The sequence below is a fragment of the Synergistaceae bacterium genome, from assembly GCA_017450125.1.
Lineage (GTDB): Bacteria > Synergistota > Synergistia > Synergistales > Aminobacteriaceae > JAFUXM01.
In genome coordinates this window covers 34,525-52,384 of the sequence record JAFSWZ010000029.1, presented here as the reverse complement: position 1 = coordinate 52,384, position 17,860 = coordinate 34,525, and the positions used below count along the sequence as shown (strand labels likewise).

The following is a 17,860-nucleotide window of genomic DNA, read 5'->3' as shown; positions in this document are numbered from 1 at the left end:
CGTTAATAGTCCCTCCTGCGGTCATTGCGCCGTCCGCTCCTGTCGTAGGTTTCGCGCCCAAAGCCGAAGTCGCTTCCTCTTCCGCCGCGTCCTGAGGAGTAGCCGCCCCTTCCGCTGAAGCTGTCTACCCTGTCGCGCATCGAGAAGGTGCCGTAGCCGCGTTCACGTGAAGCCAGCGTCGCAATGAGGTTGTCGCGTTCGCGTTCGTCAGGAAGAGCGTAGGCCAAGCCAGCCGCGCGGACTTTCTCCTCGTTGGCGAGAACTCTTCTGCGCGTGAGGTTTACACGTCCCTGATCGTCAATCTCCTTCACCATCACTAACACTTTGTCGCCGGGCTTGAAGGCATCCTCAATGTGCGGCAGCCTGTGCGTCGAAACTTCGCTGATGTGCAACAGGCCTTCCTTGCCGGGCAGACACTCAACGAACGCGCCGAAGTTAATCATCCGCGTTACTGTCCCTAAGTACACTTCACCCGCCGCAAGCTCGTGCGTCAAGGACATTACGATTGCGCGAGCGTCCTCAACCTGAGCCATCGTAGGCCCGGAGATCGAGATCAGGCCGTTGTCCTCAATGTTCATCTTCACGCCGGTGCGCTGGGTTATGCTGCGGACAACCTTTCCGCCGCTCCCTATGACTTCGCGTATCTTGTCGGGGTCAATCTCGAACGAGATTATTCGCGGTGCGTTCGGCGAGACGGGGTTAGGTACTGGGATTGCGGCCTCCATCTTCTCCAGAATCTGGAAGCGCGCCTTCTTGGCCTGAGCCAGTGCCTGTTCCAGAATTTCGCGCGTGATTCCTCCGGCCTTGTTGTCCATCTGCAGTGCCGTAACTCCCGCACGCGTCCCTGCTACCTTGAAGTCCATATCGCCATAATGGTCTTCGAGCCCCTGAATGTCCGTCAGAATCTGTACCTTGTCGCCTTCCTTAATGAGACCCATCGCTATTCCCGCAACGTGGCATCTTATGGGCACGCCGGCATTCATCATCGAGAGCGAACCTCCGCAGATTGAGGCCTGAGAGCTTGAGCCGTTCGACTCCAGAATGTCAGACACAACCCTTATCACGTATGGGAACTCCTCTTCACTGGGAATGACCGGCAATAATGCTCTCTCTGCTAATGCTCCGTGCCCGATTTCGCGCCTTCCTGGTCCGCGCATAGGCCTGACTTCACCGACTGAGTAAGGGGGAAAATTGTAGTGCAGGAGGAAACGTTTTGCGGGTTCGTTGAGCTTTATGCCGTCAAGTATCTGATCGTCCTCGCCTATCATTCCGAGCGTCGTAACCGCTAATGACTGAGTCTCGCCCCTCGTGAACAGTGCTGACCCGTGAACTCTCGGGAGTATGTCTGTCTCGCAACTTATCGGGCGTATCTGATCCATCTTGCGGCCGTCAACGCGTATGTGTTCGTTGATGATTATTCCGCGCATTATGTCTTTCACACGGCTGTCTATGTAGGCGTTGATGTACTCTGCCTTTTCCGGCTCGTCCCTAAGAAGCTCCGCGAAATGTTCCGCCGCATCTGCCTTGACCTCGTTAATCTTCTTCTCGCGCGGCTTCTTCTCGTGAATGCGTACTGCCTCGTCTACTTTGCCGTCAAGGTTTCCGCGTATCCAGTCCTCAATCTCAGGGATTCTCTCCGGCATAGGGACAGCTATCTCCGGCTTGCCGACTTCCTCCTTCATCCTCTTCAGGACAGCGATAATCTTCCGTATCTCCGAGTGCGCAAGTTCGAGAGCGTCAACGAGCAGTTCTTCAGAGACTTCGTACGAGCCGGACTCTACCATCGTTATGCCGTCCTCATGACCAGCAACAACAAGATTAAGCATTGAGCTGAGTATCTGCTTCTCTGTGGGGTTGACGACAAGGTTGCCGCCGATGAGCCCTATCCTCACTGCACCGACCGGCCCGCCCCAAGGGATGCCGGAGATTGCGAGTGCGGCACTTGCTCCGTTGATGCCGAGAATGTTGGGCGGGTATATCTGGTCTACCGCAAGAACTGTGTTGACGACGTGGACATCATTGCGCATGTCGTCAGCAAACAGCGAACGTATTGCCCTGTCCGTAACGCGCGAGCCTAAGATTGCTGATTCTGCGGGCTTGCCTTCCCTCTTGATGAACCCTCCCGGAATTTTCCCTGCCGAATAATATTTCTCCTCATAATCCACAACCAGCGGAAAGAAATCTATTCCCGTCCTGACCTCATCCGTCATACACGCCGTACTTAACATCACTGTAGAGCCGTGCGATGCAAGAACTGCACCGTTTGCCTGCTTGGCGAGCTTCCCTGTCCTGAAGACGAGCTGTGAGTCGCCCACGTCGACAGAGTAAATCTTCTCTTGTTCCAAAATCTGATTATCCTCCTCAATTATGAATGTGGTATATTTTACACTCTCAGAGACTAAGTAAGTATCTCTTGACCTCATTTTTGGGCACGCCTGCAAGCGCAGTAACTATATCCTTCACGCTCATTCCCTCACGGGACATTCTCTCTGCCTCCGCCTTCCACGCGTCGCCGTCCTCCTCCGTCATTCCCTTAACCACAAGCACAAGCTCGCCCTTCACGCCATTCATGACCTTTTCCATCAACCCAGCTAAATCCGAACGTATGACCTCCTGAAACACTTTGCTGACCTCGCGGACAAGTGCTGCCTTCCTGTTCCCGAAAACCTCAAGCATCGAGGAGATGTGCCTCTCTGCCTTGTGCGGCGAAAGGTAGAAACACAGCGTGCACTTTGCCTCTCTGATGCCGGAGAAGAACCTCTCGCGTTCTCCCTGTTTCTCGGGCGGGAAGCCGACGAACATGAACGGCTGAGGGCTGAGCCCCGACATTATTACTGCTGGGACAAGTGCGGTCGGGCCGGGCAGAACGTCAACATCAAGTCCCTCGTCCTGAGCAAGTTTCAGGAGTATCCAGCCCGGGTCAGAGATGCCCGGTGTTCCTGCGTCGGAGATTACCGCGATGTTCTCGCCCGCTCGCAAGCGTTCTAGGAGCTGGGGGGCTTTGTCGTTCTCGTTGTGTAGGTGGAAGGAGGTCAGGGGCTTGCTGATGCCGTAATGTTTCAGGAGTACGCTTGAAGTCCGTGTGTCCTCGCAGGCAATGATGTCGGCCTCGCGAAGAACTCTCAATGCACGAATCGTAATGTCCTCGAGGTTGCCGATGGGTGTTGGTACGAGGGTGAGCATTATTCCTTCACGAGGTCTATCACTGTGATTTCGGGGGGAGTGAACAGCCTCATCATCGCGCCGTTGAAGCCCGCTCCGTTGCTGACGTAGACATAACCTCCGGCCTTCTGCGAGAGACCTTGCGTGCTGTCCTGTGCCATGCTCTTGAAGTACCCCAGAGGCCAGAACTGCCCGCCGTGAGTGTGCCCGGAAATCTGCAGGTCAAACCTTCCTTCTGCGTCGAACGGCAAGCCAGGCCTGTGCTTCATGACCAGCACGAAACGTTCACTGTCTTCCGGCAAGAGGTAGGGCTTCAGCCAGCCGTTTTTGTCGTCGTCGAGGCTTATGATTGTGATGCCCTGACACTCTGCGCGTTCGTTGATGAGGAGAGTATATCCGCAGTCTCTGATTATCTGCTCGCAGTCCTCGTCTAACAGCCAGTAGTATTCGTGGTTACCGTTGACCGCAAAAGCTCCGTAACGTGCAGTCTTGGCCGCGTGTGAGAGCATCTCCAGCTCGCGCTCTCGGTACGTCATAACTCCGTCGATGATGTCGCCGGTCAGTGCAAGGATGTCAGGCTTGGCCTCCTCGACGAGACGCATTACCCGCGCAAAGTGCCAGTGTGTGGACAAGCCGCCTATGTGAGCATCAGACACGTACACCAGACGCAGACGCTCAACCGGGAGCTTCGGCGAGCGTACCTCGACATATCGCGGGGTAACGTAATACGCCTCGAACATGCAGTACAGCGTCAGCAACACAGACAGCACAGACGCGACGAGCACCTTCCTGCGCGTGAAGGGCTTGAAGCGCGATAGCACGTACACCAGCATGAACGAACCGAACGCAAGCACGGTTATGATTGTCCACGTGAGGGACAGTGCACGGAGAATCTCGGTGAGCCTTCCGGGCAGAATGTCATACTCCGCATAACCGTAATCAAAGCCCGCGACGATTCCGGCCAAGATCCAGAACGTCCCCCACGCAACGAAGAGCCGTTTTGCGGTTTTGCTGATGCCTGCTTCAGTGAGTTTCTTCCAGATGAAGTATTGTGTTCCGAACGCTAAAATCTCGTACATTGTTCCTCCTTAATCGTACGCCCTGAGAACTTCCGGCGTGTATTCTCCGTCAATGCCCCTGACGTACAGCGGAGGCAGAACGGACAGCCCCTCTCCTCCGTCCTTCACGCTCTCGAGCAGAAAAACTCCCGCGTCGCTTCCGGCCTTAGGGTGAACGAACCGTATCCGCTTGGGAGTAATTCTGCGCGCAGTCAGGGCATTAACGAACACAGCCAGCCGTGCGCACGTGAAAATGCTGAATACTCTTCCCCTGCTCCTGAGAAGACGCGAAGCCGCCTCCGAAACATCCTCAGGCGTGCAGGTCAGCTCATGACGCGCCGCTGAACGTGAAGGCTCAGGGCTCGTTCGTCCTCTGCTCTGCGATTCGTAGGGGGGATTGATGACCATAACGTCAAAGTGTTCGCGCGGCAACAGCTCTTTGTCCCGAATGTCTCCGGCAATGAAGTTCACCCTGTCGGCGAGGCCGTTATTCTCCGCGTTGGTCTTGGCCAGCTCCGCAAGCTCTCCCTGAATCTCCACGCCTACAACGCTGATGTTCCGAAACTTTTCCGCGAGAAGAAGCGAGATTGCTCCCGTCGCACATCCCGCCTCGAGATAACGGAAGCGTCCTGACCTGAATTTTACCCACGAATACAGCAGAATAGTGTCTAGGCTGACTCTCGGCCCGGCCTGCGGCTGAAGAATCCTGAGCCTGCCGAAGAGGACATCATCACATGAAGTGAGCATATATCTTCCTGAAAGCGTTTGTGCGGTGAGAGATTGTGTTCTTTGTGCGTGCATCGAGCTCCGCAAAGGTGAGAGCGTAACCGTCAGGGACAAACACAGGGTCATACCCGAAACCGTTAGAGCCGCGCGGAAAGTCTGCTATTGTCCCGTAACAGTATCCCTCTGTGATCAGCGTGTACTTGTTCGGAACGCAGAGCGCGAGGGAAGCCGCGAACCTTGCCCGCCGGTTGTCTTTGTCCGCGAGCTGTGAGAGAAGCCACGAGACTTTGTCGGTGTCAGAGCCGTGAATTATCCGCGCAGAGAACAGCCCGGGTGCACCGTCGAGAGCTTCAACCTCGAGCCCGCTGTCGTCCGCAAGGCACGCTACCCCTGATTTCTCCGCCCAAGCACAGGCCTTCAGCATCGCGTTTTCCCTGTAGGTCTTGCCGGTCTCCTCAACAACCAGCTTCCCGACTTCCGGCGCAAACACAACCTCGCGCGCGAAATCCCCCACGATTTCCCGGAACTCCCTGAATTTCCCCTCGTTGCTTGTGGCTATGATTAACTTGTCCAGCGTCATGACTTCTTCGGCATCTTCCACGGGGCGGCCAAGTTGACTTCTCCGCCGGACTTCGGAGCTTTGGAGTCTATCAGGAAACGTATCTGCGAAAGGGGCGAGAAGTTCTCCTGCAGCGTCCTAACAAGGCCGGTGAGCAGAAGAAGGCTCTTGCGCTTGCCCATTTTGTCGATAGCTGAGGCAAACTGCCCCGGCATGTCCAGAAATGCGGTCTCTCCGTTCCTGAACACGTGGAGCAGCTTGATTTTTCCCGGAACTTCGCTGAGAGACAGAATCTCCTCGACTGCATCGCGGATGTTGTCCTCTCTTGTGCGCGAAACGAAATTCCTGCGTGTCTCGGCTATCGTGTCGTTGCGGACGTGGTAGAGGTTCAGGGAAATCTGCTGTACATTCCCGGAATCTTTCGCACGCTCGGCTTCTTGTCGGCTCTCGGACTCCTGAAACTCCGTCAGATCCTCCTGCGTCTCGATTCTGTTCTCTGGCTTCAGGAGAAGTTTCCGGCTCATGAAGTCCATGAACCACGACGTACCCAGATACCCTATCACGAAGCACAGCAGGATTATTCCCAGCCACGACAACAGCTTCAGTAAGAGCGGCGCGGACTCCCTCTCCTGCGGAACTTCACGCGTCCTTGCTCTCGGTGCTGGTCTCTTGGCCTGCCTGGCCTGTGCTGCCTGCTGAGCCTGCGCGGCCTGCCTGCGTCTCGGTGCGGGCGGACGAACCGGCTCTTTGTCCTCTGATGATGTTGTTGTTGTGCTGCGAACTCTGCGAACTGGCGGCAATTCTCTTCTTCCTCCTCACTTCAGGTAGTTCACTATTCCTGCGGCCATAGCTTCGGCTATCTTCTGCTGGTATGCAGGTGTCGTCAGAAGCTGGGACTCCGTCTGGTTGGTAACAAACCCTATCTCCAGCAGAACGGCCGGCATCCCCGCTCCCCTCAGCACGAAGAACGGTGCCTGCGCTATCCTCCGCATCGGAAGTCCGCCGAGTACCCCCGCGTTGTAGAGTGCGGCGGCAAAGTCCGTGCTCTCGCTTATCTTGTTGTTCTGCTGCATGTCCCCGAGAATCTTCAGGAGCATTTCCGTCCGGCGGTCAACGTTTGCTGTGTCCATGCCCTTGCCCTCGATGTATTCTCTGTTCTCGATCTTGGCCAAGTTCATAGCGTCCTTGTCCGTCGGAAGTGCCATGATGTATATCTCGAAGCCGGTCATTGACTTCTTGTTGGGCAGTGCGTTGACGTGAACGCTCACGAACAGGTCTGCATTCACGCGGTTGGCTATGTCGGTGCGTTCCTGAAGCGTCAGGTATACGTCGGTGTTGCGCGTCATCACAACGTTATAGCCTCTCGCACCGAGCACCCTGTTTAACTCAAGGCCGACAGCAAGATTTACGTTCTTCTCCATAACGCCGTTAGCTGAAGCTCCCGGGTCTTTTCCGCCGTGTCCCGGATCGATAACTACGGTTTTACGTCCTGCACGGAGTCTCGCGGCACCTGCAGCACTCGTCGGGATAGTGATTGTGCTTGGCGGCGTAGTTACTGCAGGAGAACGCGGCGTTGTCGGCAGAGGCTGGGGGACTATTTCTGGAATCTGCACTCTGGTTTGTGTCGGCGTACGGACGGCGGGAGTCTGCTGTGCTGAGGCCGGAGATACTATCACGCTCTCCGGGTAGAAGAAGTCGAACGCTATGCGTCTGGGGTTGCTGAGCACTAACTTTTCCGCCTTAGTGATTCCCGTCGGAGAGAAGATGAGCTCCACTCCGCTGTCATTGCGGTTGAGGGTTACGGTCATGTTCGTGTAGGGAGACGTTAGGCCTTCCACGCTGTCAGCCGCTCCCTCGAAGAGTGCGTGAACGTTCCCGCCGACCATGAAGACCTGAGGGTCTGCCCCCTCGTTCGCCTCGATGACGGCTTTAACCTTCTTGGTGCTGTTGCCTTCCGAGTACGTCCAGCGTATGCGCTGAATCGTTCCGCTGTAAGTCTCGCGCTTCTCTGCCTTAGCGTCGCCGGGCTTGAAGGTCTCGAGCTTCGGCTGTGCTTTGCCCGAAGGCTTGCTGGCTGTCGCTGAAGGCTTGGTTGTCTGCGGTTGTGCGGGGGCTTTCGGCCGTACGTCGATAACCGGCGCGTCGTTCTTTGGCGCGTTGTCCAGACGTAATGCTTCGTCGAGCTCCTTGAGCCTGAGGTCAATGTCCTCCATCGTCGCCGTCTCTGCAGGTTTAGCCGGAGCTTGCGATGCCGCCACTGTCTGTGCTGGTTTTGCGGTAGTCTGCGCGACTGTCGCTGTTTTCGCTGGTTTTGCGGGAGCTTGAGCGACTGTTGCTGTTGCCGCTGGCTTTGGAGGTTCAGGAGCTTCTGCCGCCACAATTGCGGGTGCGGGCTGTGCTGCTCCCTTCACGAAACGAAGCCTGCTGTTCTGTCCTCTGCCAGCGAAAGCCTGAAAGAGTGAGACGGCGCTCTGCGAGTCCAGCCACACTTTCCCGCCCTGCTCAAAGGGAGCGGAGTACAGCGGGACAATCGCCAATCCGCGCCAGGCAGCAGCAGACTTCAGTATCAGCTTCAGCTGTGATGAACCTCTCAGCATGAACACTTCCTCACCCGACCGCCGGACCGAGAAACCCATAATGCGCGCAACATCCTCAACCGGCACGCACAGCCCCGAAGCGTTCTCGAGCGACGGCACAGAGCCTATGCTCCCTGCTCCCCTGTAGACCTGAACATCTGCACACGCAGAAAAGGCACATGCCAAGACTGCCAGCAGTGCCAGAAAAATTATCCTGCGCATAAACTTATTCGTTGTCTTCCTGCAGTATCTGGTCGAGCTCGAAGAGTCTGGGAATGTCCAGAAGCAGTATCAGCCTCTCGTCCGCAGGTTTCGCCACCCACAGAACATATCTCCTGTCCACAGCAGAAGACAGCTTCGTCGCGGGCTCAAGCTGCGTGTCATAGATTGTCTTGACCTCGCGCACAGAGTTCACAATCATTCCGAAGATTACGTCGCTGATTGTGATTACGACTATGCGGGCTTCGTCGGTTAGAGGAGTTGCAGGCATCCCGGTTTTCATGTGCATGTCGAACACAGGCACGATTGTTCCCCTGAGGTTAATCACTCCACGAATGTACATCGGAGCGTTCGGGACACGCGTGATGAATGACGGAACACGTACGATTTCGTTCACTATATTCACGTCAACGCCGAAGTTCTCACGGCCGAGCGTGAAGACAAGGTTGATGTGTTCCTCGCCCAATGACTCAACGTCGATGTCCTTGAAGTCGTTGTTCGGCACGGGCTTGGAAGGGTCTAATTTCTGTACTTCAGCCAAAATGTTCTACCTCGTTTGTCATGGAATTATGAGTAAATAATATCCCCCCTGCTGAAAAAATCAACAGGGAGGCATGAAAACTTGCTGTACAGTCTTACTCTTCCTCTGCAGCCATTTCGGCAAGTTTCAGAGCACCCATGATGCCCTGATTCCCGTTCAGTGCTGCCGGAGTGATGTAAGCGTTGATGTTGCGGAGTTCCTTCGTGTCGATGTAGCCGTTGACGTTCTCGAGCACGTACTTGCGGATGAGCGGGAAAAGCTGAGACTGTCCCATAACTCCGCCGCCGAGAATTATCTTCTGCGGGCTCAGCGTGAAAATGACGGACGTTAAGGCCTGAGCGATGTACTTTGCCTCGAGATCCCACACGTCGGGGTTCTCGCGCAGTTCTTTGCCGGGCTTGCCCCACCTGTCCTCGATTGCCGGACCGCAGGCCATTCCCTCAAAGCAAGTGCCGTGATTCGGGCAGTGTCCCTTGTACTCGTCGCCGGGTACAGGTGCCATCATGATGTGTCCTGCTTCGGGGTGAAGCATTCCGTGAATGAGGTTTCCGCCTGCCATTGCGCCCATGCCGATGCCCGTGCCGATGGTGAAATACACTGCATCAGTGAGCCCCTTCGCAGTTCCCCACGTGGCTTCTCCGAGAAGAGAACCGTTCACGTCGGTGTCGAAACCTACGGGAATGTTGTCGAGTGCTTCGCGCAGAGTCTTGACCATCGGGAAATTGCGCCAAGGGATTTTGGGCGTGTAGAGGATGTTCCCGTAAGTCTTGGAGTTCGGGCGGACATCTACAGGGCCGAAACACGCAACGCCGATAGCCTTGAGTTTGTCGTCGGGGTTCTCAGCGTCGAGCTTTGCCCTGAAGTACTCGATAATCTTCGGCATGGTCTCATCAGGGGTAGTTGTGGGGATGGAGACCTGATCGAGTATCTGGCCTTCTTCGTTGCCGGTTGCGCAGATCATCTTTGTGCCGCCGGCTTCTAATGCTCCGTATATCATGTTATCCGAATAACCTCCCAAAAAATCCCTTCGGCTTCGGTGCTTCTGCCTTAGCTTCCGGCTTTGGTGCTGCCGGTTCAGGCTTGGCTTCCGATGCGGGGGATTCAGTCTTGAATTGCGACAGATCCATGTTCCTGACTCTTTCGCGCAGAGGAAGAATGCTCTTCGGGTTCACGGAGAGTTCATCGACTCCCCACTTCAGGAACTCTTCCGAGAGTTCGGGGTCAGCTCCGAGTTCGCCGCAGATTCCTACCCATGTTCCGTGCCTGTGCCCGGCCTCGATGGTCTCGCGAATGAGCCTCAGCAGTGCGGGGTGATGGGTGTTGGCGAAACGTTCGAGGTTCGCGCTCTGGCGGTCGATTGCGCAGGTGTACTGGGTGAGGTCGTTTGTGCCCAGCGAGAAGAAGTCTACCTCTTCGGCGAGCTCGTCAGCGCACAGTGCGGCGGCGGGTGTCTCAATCATGATGCCGATCTCGTACTTGCCGACTTTCTGTCCCTCTGCTTCGAGCTCCTTCCTGCACTCTTCAAGAATCTTCTTGCACTCTACGACTTCCCACTTGCTGATAATCATCGGGAACATGATTCCGAGATTGCCGAAAGCTGAAGCCCTGAGCAGTGCCCTGAGCTGCCTCTTGAAGAAGTCGGGGCGCGACAAGCAGATACGTACTGCCCTGAAGCCTAACGCGGGGTTGTCTTCCTTGTCGAGGTGCATATAGTCGATGGTCTTGTCTGCACCGATGTCGCAGGTCCTGATGATTACGAGGCGCGGAGAAAGTCCCTCGAGCACCTGCTTGTACGCGGCGAACTGTGCATCCTCGCTGGGGTCTTCCTTGCTGTTGAGGTACACGAACTCTGACCTGAACAGTCCGACACCCTCAGCGTCGTTCTCGAGGACTGCCTTAATGTCTTTCGGGCCTCCGATGTTCGCATAAAGCCTGACTTTGCGGCCGTCCTTCGTCTGGCTGGGCTTGCCCTTGAGCTCCTGAAGGCGGGCTTCCTTCTCGCGGTCTTCCTTCTGCTTTGCGCTGAGCCTGTCGATTGTCTCCTGGTCGGGCTCAATGTAGATGCAGGAGTTGTAGCCGTCGAGAATGGCGAACTTCCCGTCCCAGTCGTCGGCGATGTCGTGGCACTGGATGAGCGTCGGCCAGTTCATGGAGCGGGCGAGAATTGCGGTGTGGCTGTTGGAGCTTCCCAGACGGGTAACGAGGCCGAGCAGAAGGGATTTGTCGAGCTTGACGGTCTCTGAGGGTGCGAGGTCTTCTGCGACGAGGATTGCGGGTTCAGTGCCCTGAAGGCTGGAGGTGTCTGCCCCGAAGAGGACATCAAGCATCGAGCTCTTGAGGTCAATAACGTCCGCGCTTCTTGCCCTGAAGTACTCGTCCTCCATCTCGCTGAAGGCCTTTGCTACTTCATCGAACACCTGACGCACAGCAAATTCTGCCGTGTGGCCTTCCGCCATGACTTCCTTGCAGGGCTCAATGATAGTGTCCTCGTCGTCGAGCATCAGCGCGTGCGCCTCAAAGATTCCGGCGGTCTCCTTGTGCCCTTCCTTCATCTCTTTCTCGCAGAGGGCGTTCTGGTCTTCCTGAACCTTCAGGCGTGCGGCCTCGAATCGTTCAAGCTCAGCAGCGATGTCGCTCACAAGGTCTTCGCTGATCTCGTAGACGGCGGGCTTGTAGAGCTTTATCTTCCCTATCGCGATGCCGTTTACGATCTTGATACCCTTGAAGGTCTGCATACTAGAATTTCTCCTTGAAGAACTTCTCCATTGCGGCGGCGCAGGCTTCCTCGTCCTCTCCCTCAACGCGGATCGTTACTTCATCGCCCTGCTTGATGCCCATTCCCATCAGCTTCATGAGGGCGGTCGCTTTGGATTCCTTGTCGCCCTTGACGACAAAAACGGTGCTCTTGAACGTCTTGGCTTCCTTTGCGAGTTCTCCTGCGGGACGTGCGTGGATGCCTACGGGGTCGGTGATGACATACTTGAATTCCTTCATAGTGCCAGCTTCCTTTCGTGAAGATAGAGTGTGTGTAAATATAGCTTGGAGTTACTCAGATTATAATACATAATTACGATTCGCGGGGGGCAAAAAATTTTCGGCTTGACGCAAAATCAGCAGTCGTGTAAAATTCTTCAAGTTTTCAGCCGGGCCCATAGCTCAAGTGGTCAGAGCCACCGGCTCATAACCGGAAGGTTCCTGGTTCGAGTCCAGGTGGGCCCACCAAAGAATGACTAACGAAATTATGAGGTCTCCCAATGATGAAGCGGGAGGCCTTTTAGTTTCTACGTTTCGTTGAGGAAGCCGACTGCAAGAGATGACGCTACCTTGAAGACGTTTTCCCTTATGCTTGGATTCAGTGGTGAGGAGAAGAGGGAGACTACTTCTTTGGGGGCAAGAACTTCGAGCCGTGAGAGTAACTCTGTCTCGTGAGCGTTGAAGCCTCTCGACGCGTAAAACTCCGTGAGTTCCGGCGCAATCCCCCACTCCCTCAGCCACAGCCACACGAACCGCCAGTCCGCCGCTTCCTCAGGAACAGCACTCACCGTCAGCAGCTTCATGCTCCAATAGAGGTTGTTCAGGAGCTCGTCGTCAGGCTGTCCGTGAGGGAGATACCTCAGCAGGTACTTCACCCACCCGAACACCGCAGAGAGTGCCGCCCTGCTCCGCCGGAGGTGAAGCATGTCGTCGCGTATGTCCGCCTCAAAGACGTGGTAGCTCGCGCTTTTCTGTTTCTTCTTCAGCTCGAAGTAACCCCACACGAACGGTTCTGAGTCTCCCATCATGTTCTTTGACGACAAGCTCACGATCCCTTCGCCCTCGAGAAAAAACGTAACCCAAAGATTAGTCTCGCCCGTAGGCGCGCGGTTGAGGATAACGCCTTTTGCGGTCGCGAAAGGTTCGTCGTTGAACATTGTGTTTTACCTTGAGCCGATATGTTTCCTGAAGAACTCCTCTAGCGTTCGGTAGAAGTCAAACCTGTTCTCCTCGTTGTGGAAGCCGTGCCCCTCGTTGTCCTTCACCATGTAGACGACATCCTTGCCGGTCTTGCGCACTGCCTCGACTATCTGGTCGGACTCTGCTTTGTTCACGCGCGGGTCATTTGCTCCCTGCGCAACAAACAGCGGAATACGTATCTTGTCCGCGTGGAACACCGGCGACACTGCCTCTAACAGCTCCTTATCCTTCGACGGGTCTCCTATCTCTTCGTACTCCATGTCGCGGAAAGGCTCCCAGTACGGCGGAATACTCTCGAGCAACGTAAACAGATTCGACGGCCCTACGTAGCTCACTGCGCAGGCGTACAGGTCAGGCGTGAAGGTTGCTCCGGCAAGCGCGGCATATCCCCCGTAGCTCCCGCCGTAGATCGCCAGCCTCGACTTGTCCGCAATTCCCTGCTCAACTGCCCAGAGCACTCCGTCAGTTACGTCGTCCTGCATCTTCCTGCCCCACTGCTTGAAGCCGGCCTGCCAGAAAGTTTTTCCGTAGCCGGTCGAACCGCGATAGTTTACCTGCAAGACAGCAATCCCTCTGTTCGCGAGGAACTGCGCTTCAGAGTCGAAGCCCCACGTGTCGCGTGCACTTGGCCCGCCGTGAGGGATAACCACTAACGGAAGGTTCTCCTGATTCACTCCGACAGGAAGGGTAAGGTAGCCGTGAATCGTCAGTCCGTCGCGTGCCGTGTAGGTTACGGGCTTCATGGATGCCATCTGGTCTTCCTTGAGCCACGAGGACAGCTCCGCCAGCTTCGACATCGAGTTGTCCTTACGGTCGTAGAGGTAGTATGTCCCGCGCGTCCTGTCGCTGTATGTGCGCACGATAACCCTGCGTTCGTCGTCGTCCATGTCCGCGACACTGACTTCGTAGTTCGGGAAGAATGCCTCGAGTGATGACTGGAGCTCCTCGCGGTCTGCGTCGAAGAACTTGTAGTGCCGTTTGTCCGTCAGGTACACAACGCCGGTGATGACCTTTCTCTTCTTTGAATGCAGTAACCCTCCAACGTCAACTTCATCGTGTTCGAACACAAGGTCAAGCGTCTCGTTCTTCTCGGGGTCGAATGTATAGATGGCTGTTTTGTCGCGGCTGAGGTTGCTCTCAACGTACATTAATTTATTGTCGTAAGCGAACATCACAGGCACGAATGTATCACGGAAATCTGTAGTGATTAGTGTCCTGAACTCGTCGGCCTCAGTCGTGCGGTAAAGAAGGCTGGAGTTCACGCCGTCAGTTGCGTACGCGGCGCGGAGCTTGCCGTCATGGTCAGTCATCCAGCCCGTAATGTTGCCGGGGTTCTCGGCCAAGAGCTCGAGCTCTCCCGTGTTGATGTCGCACCTGTACACGTCGAACACTTCGGGATTCCTCTGGTTCATGTCTATAAGCATGTGAACAGGATCATCTTCAAGGTCATCGAGTATCCCTGCCTTCACCTTCTCGAAAGGGGTCAAGTCTCTGGCTTCTCCTCCCTTGATGTCAGTGATGTATACGTGAAAGTTCTCGTCTCCGCCGGAGTCCTGAACGTAAACTATTCTGTCGTTGCCCTTCCAGAAGAAGCCGGCTATGTCGCGTTCGGTTGCTGAGGTTATGCGCTTCTCGATGCCGGTAGCTATCTCGCGTACGTAGACGTTCATTCTGTGTTCCCAGGGGCGCGCAAAGGCGAGACGCGTGCCGTCAGGAGAGATGGAGAAAGCGGCGGTGTCGGGGTTGCGGAAGAAGTCCTCCATAGGCAAGAGCGGAGGCATAGCAGCAACAGCAGAACCTGCGGGCATGACGAGCAGCAGCACCGTGAAAATGAATAATAGTCTCATTGTGGAAAGTCTCCCCTCTGTGAAAAAATATAAATTGATTTTATCATGCTCTGTACTAAAGGAGGAATTATGAATTTATGAACATTTATCCGCTGAATATTTCATCTCAGAGAGACATGAAGGCCGTTTGCGAACAAATAGGCACAGACCAGAGAGCTTTGGCCTATTTGATGCCGAAATCGCGGATGCTTCACGTTTACGCGGATGATGTAGATTTTCGGGCCGCCGGGTTCATCAAACAGGAGATTCTTGCTCGCGGAGGAGATGCGGCGGTAACGAAGCACGTAATCGACGGCAAGGCAGAACGAAGCGACGTGCTCATCATGGCAACGCCCACACAATTACGGAGCCTGCAGGAGAAGCTGAAGGCTATGGACATCTGGGGGATTAAGGAGTTCCGCGAGAAGCTGGCCGACGCTGTGAAGAACCTAAACGTTCACGAGTGGTCGATGAGTTCACCTGCCGGACACACAATCACCCTGAGTCTTCACACGAAGCTGATGGGCATCCTGAACGTTACGCCGGACTCGTTTTTCCCCGAGAGCAGAGTTGACGAGGCGGGGATACTCACGCGGGCTGAGGCGATGCTGGAGGAGGGAGCGTACATTCTCGATGTCGGGGCGGAGTCCACGAGGCCGGGAGCAGAGCCGGTGAGCGCGGACGAGGAGCTTGGCCGACTGCTTCCAGCTTTGAGGGCACTGCGTAAGAACTTTCCTGACGCAATAATCTCTGTCGACACGTACAAGCCTGAAGTTGCGCGGGCAGCAGTGAGTGAGGGAGCGGACATCATCAACGATGTTATGTTCAGCGCGGAGATGGCGGAGGCTGTGAGTGAAGTGAATGTGCCTTATGTGCTGTCGTACTACGGCCGTGATGACGACATGCCCGGCGGAATGGTCAGAGATTTGGGCGGAAAACTTGCTGTGCTTGAAGGCGCAGGGGTTAAACGCGAACAGGTCATAGTAGATCCGGGCTTGGGTTTCGGGAAGAGTGCTACGGATAATTTTGCGGTCTTGAAGGACATCGAGAGCCTGAGAGTGTGGGGCTGTCCCGTGCTGGTCGGGCATTCGCGCAAGAGGTTCACCGGCACTGAGAGGCTGGCGGGAACTCTGGCAGTGTCGGCGTTGATGGCGGGGAGGGTGAGCCTTCTGCGTGTGCATGACGTGAAGGAGAATGCGGCGGCTCTGAGGATTGCTGAGGGTGTCAGTGGCGCGAGAGAGCGTGCTTGAGGCGGTAGTATATGTCCTTAAGGAGGATACGCACTATGACAGCAGGTGTTGTGTTGAACAGCCTTCTTGCGATGCGTTTTATCAGGCAGGGCTTGGGCTGCGGCTGTTTGATGCGGGACGATATTGCTTCAAGCAGTTCTTCGCAGCTGCTGTTTTCTCCCCATGCGCTTCTCAGGTAGTGATGCCAGTATAGTTTATTAACAGGAAATCCTGACATTTCCCACGTCTTCACACCTCCGGCTGTATGTATTATGCAGTCGTCGACGCTTCTTGATGCAGGAGGATTTCTGAGATTCATTCTTTCATCAAGCATAGTTATTGAGTTGCCGAAGTAGACGTAGATGAAGCTCTGGTCTGCACGAGTTGCAAGGTGATACCTGCGAGAAAACCATTTCATGGCATCACGGAACATATCCCCTTTCTTGCGAATCATGGCGAGATTCATGGGCAGGACTCCTGCATTAATCTCGTTTCTGCTGTCCCCGCCGTTGAGCCATCCTATTACGCGGTCTTGCAGGCGTTCGTATAACAGCTTGTCATGATATCCGGCTATGCAATTCTGGCCGATGTCTACATTCCACAGCTCCCTTATGTCCATGTTCACAACAAGGTCTGTATCCAGGTATATGACTTTGTCGAGTTTTATGGTGTGTGGGATAAGAAGCCTGAACAGAGTACCTACTGTGAATTGTTTTGTTGAGCGTTTCACGTCATCAGAAACCTGCGAGAAGTATTCCGTAACGTCGTGAAACTCTAGCCCCTGCGAGTACTTCTCTGCAGTGCGTATGAACTTCTGCCTGTTTTCTTCCGTGAGTGTGTTATCATGAAGAAGGTGAACTGTAACCTTGCTCTGTGTGTTCTCGAAGATGGAGGTCATTACGACTCCGGCGTGCTGTGAGTAAGTTCCCGACGGGTCATACACCGCTAATACTACGTGAATTACCTCGTCCTGATTTTGGGCAGAATCAGGCGTTGGGCGTTGGGCGTTGGGCGTTGGGCGCATTGTACCCAGATTATCCATCACTGTCAACCTCTCCTTGTCTGTAAGAATGCCCCCATTATAGCACGCTCACACCTCACAGCACGTCAGCGTACTCCTCCCTGCCCTCCATCATCTTCTTCGCGTACGAACAGACAGGCACAACCTTCATCTTCCGGGCTCGGGCCTCCTCAATGACTTTCCCGACAAGCTCCCTCGCTATTCCCCGTCCGCCGTACTCGGGCCGCACGCCTGTGTGCGTAATCACCCACTCACCACCCGACAAGCTGAACTCGCACTCTCCTATCTGCCTGTCTCCGTCATATGCCGCACTCCTGTTTCTCTCTTCCTCAAAGACAATCTGCATTGTACATTCCTCCTTGATTGCACTAGTATACCCCATGAACAGGAGATGATTTCATGAATGAGTTATTCCGCGAGGCAGGAAAAAGAATCCTCCGCACAGTCCTCGACTATCGGGACAGGCGCGAACGTTCACGCCAATACGACGGCATTATCAGCATCGACGACGTAATGAGCGGAGAGGTCATCAAGGTAGACAGAGGACTTTACGACCACTACGGAATCTTTGTGCGTACACTTGGCCGCAACGGACACAGCGAGCTTCACGCGATACAGTACACCGGCCGGAATGGGCACAACGACTTCAACGGCATCGTCAAAGAAACGCCGCTTGATGACTTCCTCGACGGAGCAAGTGAGTTCATGGTGTGCAGGTATTCCGGCAGCACGTGCACCGCAAGACTCCTCGTGCCGAACGTATGCAGTTCACGAGACAGCACATCATCCTGCACGCTCACTGGCTACACCGCAGACCCCGAAGGCAGACGCGCCGTCGAACGTGCACGAAGCCGCATCGGTACGGAGGGCTACAGCCTCCCGGTGAACAACTGCGAGCACTTCGCCGTGTGGTGCAGAACCGGCGTGAGCGATTCATCTCAGGTCAGGGATGTACTTCATGCGGTGATTACGCCGGAATAATCAGGAAA

The 17,860-nt window shown here is 55.2% G+C and carries 17 protein-coding genes and 1 tRNA gene; 3 read left to right on the top strand and 15 right to left on the bottom strand.

The window, feature by feature from the left end; translation table 11 throughout:
• Positions 1-2: 2 nt before the first annotated feature.
• From IJT02_06695 to IJT02_06645, 11 genes are all read right to left on the bottom strand, one after another.
• Entirely contained in the window at positions 3-2,423 is a 2,421-nt protein-coding gene (locus tag IJT02_06695) for a polyribonucleotide nucleotidyltransferase (GenBank protein ID MBQ7544615.1), read from the bottom strand.
• Positions 2,392-3,186: a 16S rRNA (cytidine(1402)-2'-O)-methyltransferase gene (gene rsmI / locus IJT02_06690; GenBank protein ID MBQ7544614.1), complete on the bottom strand. Its 795-nt coding sequence runs from the start codon at positions 3,184-3,186 to the stop codon at positions 2,392-2,394. The genes IJT02_06695 and rsmI overlap by 32 nt, the downstream gene beginning before the upstream one ends.
• A complete protein-coding gene (locus IJT02_06685; GenBank protein ID MBQ7544613.1) occupies positions 3,183-4,241 on the bottom strand; it encodes a metallophosphoesterase in 1,059 nt (352 codons plus the stop codon). The genes rsmI and IJT02_06685 overlap by 4 nt, the downstream gene beginning before the upstream one ends.
• Positions 4,242-4,250: 9 nt before the next feature.
• Positions 4,251-4,967, bottom strand: a complete 717-nt coding sequence (locus tag IJT02_06680) for a methyltransferase domain-containing protein (protein MBQ7544612.1) — start codon at positions 4,965-4,967, stop codon at positions 4,251-4,253.
• Positions 4,951-5,526: an RdgB/HAM1 family non-canonical purine NTP pyrophosphatase gene (rdgB, locus tag IJT02_06675; protein ID MBQ7544611.1), complete on the bottom strand. Its 576-nt coding sequence runs from the start codon at positions 5,524-5,526 to the stop codon at positions 4,951-4,953. The genes IJT02_06680 and rdgB overlap by 17 nt, the downstream gene beginning before the upstream one ends.
• Positions 5,523-6,305: a GerMN domain-containing protein gene (locus tag IJT02_06670; GenBank protein ID MBQ7544610.1), complete on the bottom strand. Its 783-nt coding sequence runs from the start codon at positions 6,303-6,305 to the stop codon at positions 5,523-5,525. Before IJT02_06670 ends, rdgB begins: the two co-directional genes overlap by 4 nt.
• Before the next feature lie 15 nt (positions 6,306-6,320).
• Positions 6,321-8,303 carry an N-acetylmuramoyl-L-alanine amidase gene (locus IJT02_06665; GenBank protein ID MBQ7544609.1) on the bottom strand — a complete coding sequence of 661 codons (1,983 nt, stop codon included), beginning with the start codon at positions 8,301-8,303 and terminating at the stop codon, positions 6,321-6,323.
• Positions 8,304-8,307: 4 nt separating this feature from the next.
• Complete coding sequence (locus IJT02_06660; GenBank protein ID MBQ7544608.1) at positions 8,308-8,805, bottom strand: purine-binding chemotaxis protein CheW; 498 nt, start codon at positions 8,803-8,805, stop codon at positions 8,308-8,310.
• Between the two features lie 130 nt (positions 8,806-8,935).
• A complete protein-coding gene (locus IJT02_06655) occupies positions 8,936-9,835 on the bottom strand; it encodes an ROK family protein (protein MBQ7544607.1) in 900 nt (299 codons plus the stop codon).
• A gap of 4 nt (positions 9,836-9,839) precedes the next feature.
• Positions 9,840-11,576: a phosphoenolpyruvate--protein phosphotransferase gene (gene ptsP, locus IJT02_06650; protein MBQ7544606.1), complete on the bottom strand. Its 1,737-nt coding sequence runs from the start codon at positions 11,574-11,576 to the stop codon at positions 9,840-9,842.
• 1 nt (position 11,577) lies between these two features.
• Positions 11,578-11,835, bottom strand: a complete 258-nt coding sequence (locus tag IJT02_06645; GenBank protein ID MBQ7544605.1) for an HPr family phosphocarrier protein — start codon at positions 11,833-11,835, stop codon at positions 11,578-11,580.
• Positions 11,836-11,986: 151 nt separating this feature from the next.
• Here IJT02_06645 and IJT02_06640 point away from each other — a divergent pair.
• Positions 11,987-12,063 (top strand) — tRNA-Ile (locus IJT02_06640).
• Between the two features lie 59 nt (positions 12,064-12,122).
• Here the strand turns inward: IJT02_06640 and IJT02_06635 are convergent.
• Together IJT02_06635 and IJT02_06630 are read right to left on the bottom strand one after the other, a co-directional pair.
• Positions 12,123-12,752 (bottom strand): hypothetical protein, encoded by a 630-nt coding sequence (locus tag IJT02_06635; protein ID MBQ7544604.1) that lies wholly within the window; start codon positions 12,750-12,752, stop codon positions 12,123-12,125.
• Positions 12,753-12,758: 6 nt separating this feature from the next.
• Positions 12,759-14,642 (bottom strand): S9 family peptidase, encoded by a 1,884-nt coding sequence (locus IJT02_06630; protein ID MBQ7544603.1) that lies wholly within the window; start codon positions 14,640-14,642, stop codon positions 12,759-12,761.
• A 449-nt stretch (positions 14,643-15,091) separates the two neighbouring features.
• Between IJT02_06630 and folP the strand changes: the two genes are divergently transcribed.
• A complete protein-coding gene (gene folP, locus IJT02_06625) occupies positions 15,092-15,871 on the top strand; it encodes a dihydropteroate synthase (GenBank protein MBQ7544602.1) in 780 nt (259 codons plus the stop codon).
• On the opposite strand, the gene IJT02_06620 is transcribed toward folP, so the two are convergent.
• Both IJT02_06620 and IJT02_06615 read right to left on the bottom strand, forming a co-directional pair.
• A complete protein-coding gene (locus tag IJT02_06620; GenBank protein ID MBQ7544601.1) occupies positions 15,846-16,895 on the bottom strand; it encodes a hypothetical protein in 1,050 nt (349 codons plus the stop codon). The two genes, folP and IJT02_06620, sit on opposite strands and share 26 nt — an antisense overlap.
• A 52-nt stretch (positions 16,896-16,947) precedes the next feature.
• Positions 16,948-17,217, bottom strand: coding sequence for an N-acetyltransferase (locus IJT02_06615; protein ID MBQ7544600.1), 270 nt, complete (start codon positions 17,215-17,217; stop codon positions 16,948-16,950).
• A gap of 53 nt (positions 17,218-17,270) precedes the next feature.
• Here IJT02_06615 and IJT02_06610 point away from each other — a divergent pair, with 53 nt between their 5' ends.
• A complete protein-coding gene (locus IJT02_06610; protein MBQ7544599.1) occupies positions 17,271-17,852 on the top strand; it encodes a lecithin retinol acyltransferase family protein in 582 nt (193 codons plus the stop codon).
• Positions 17,853-17,860: the final 8 nt, after the last annotated feature.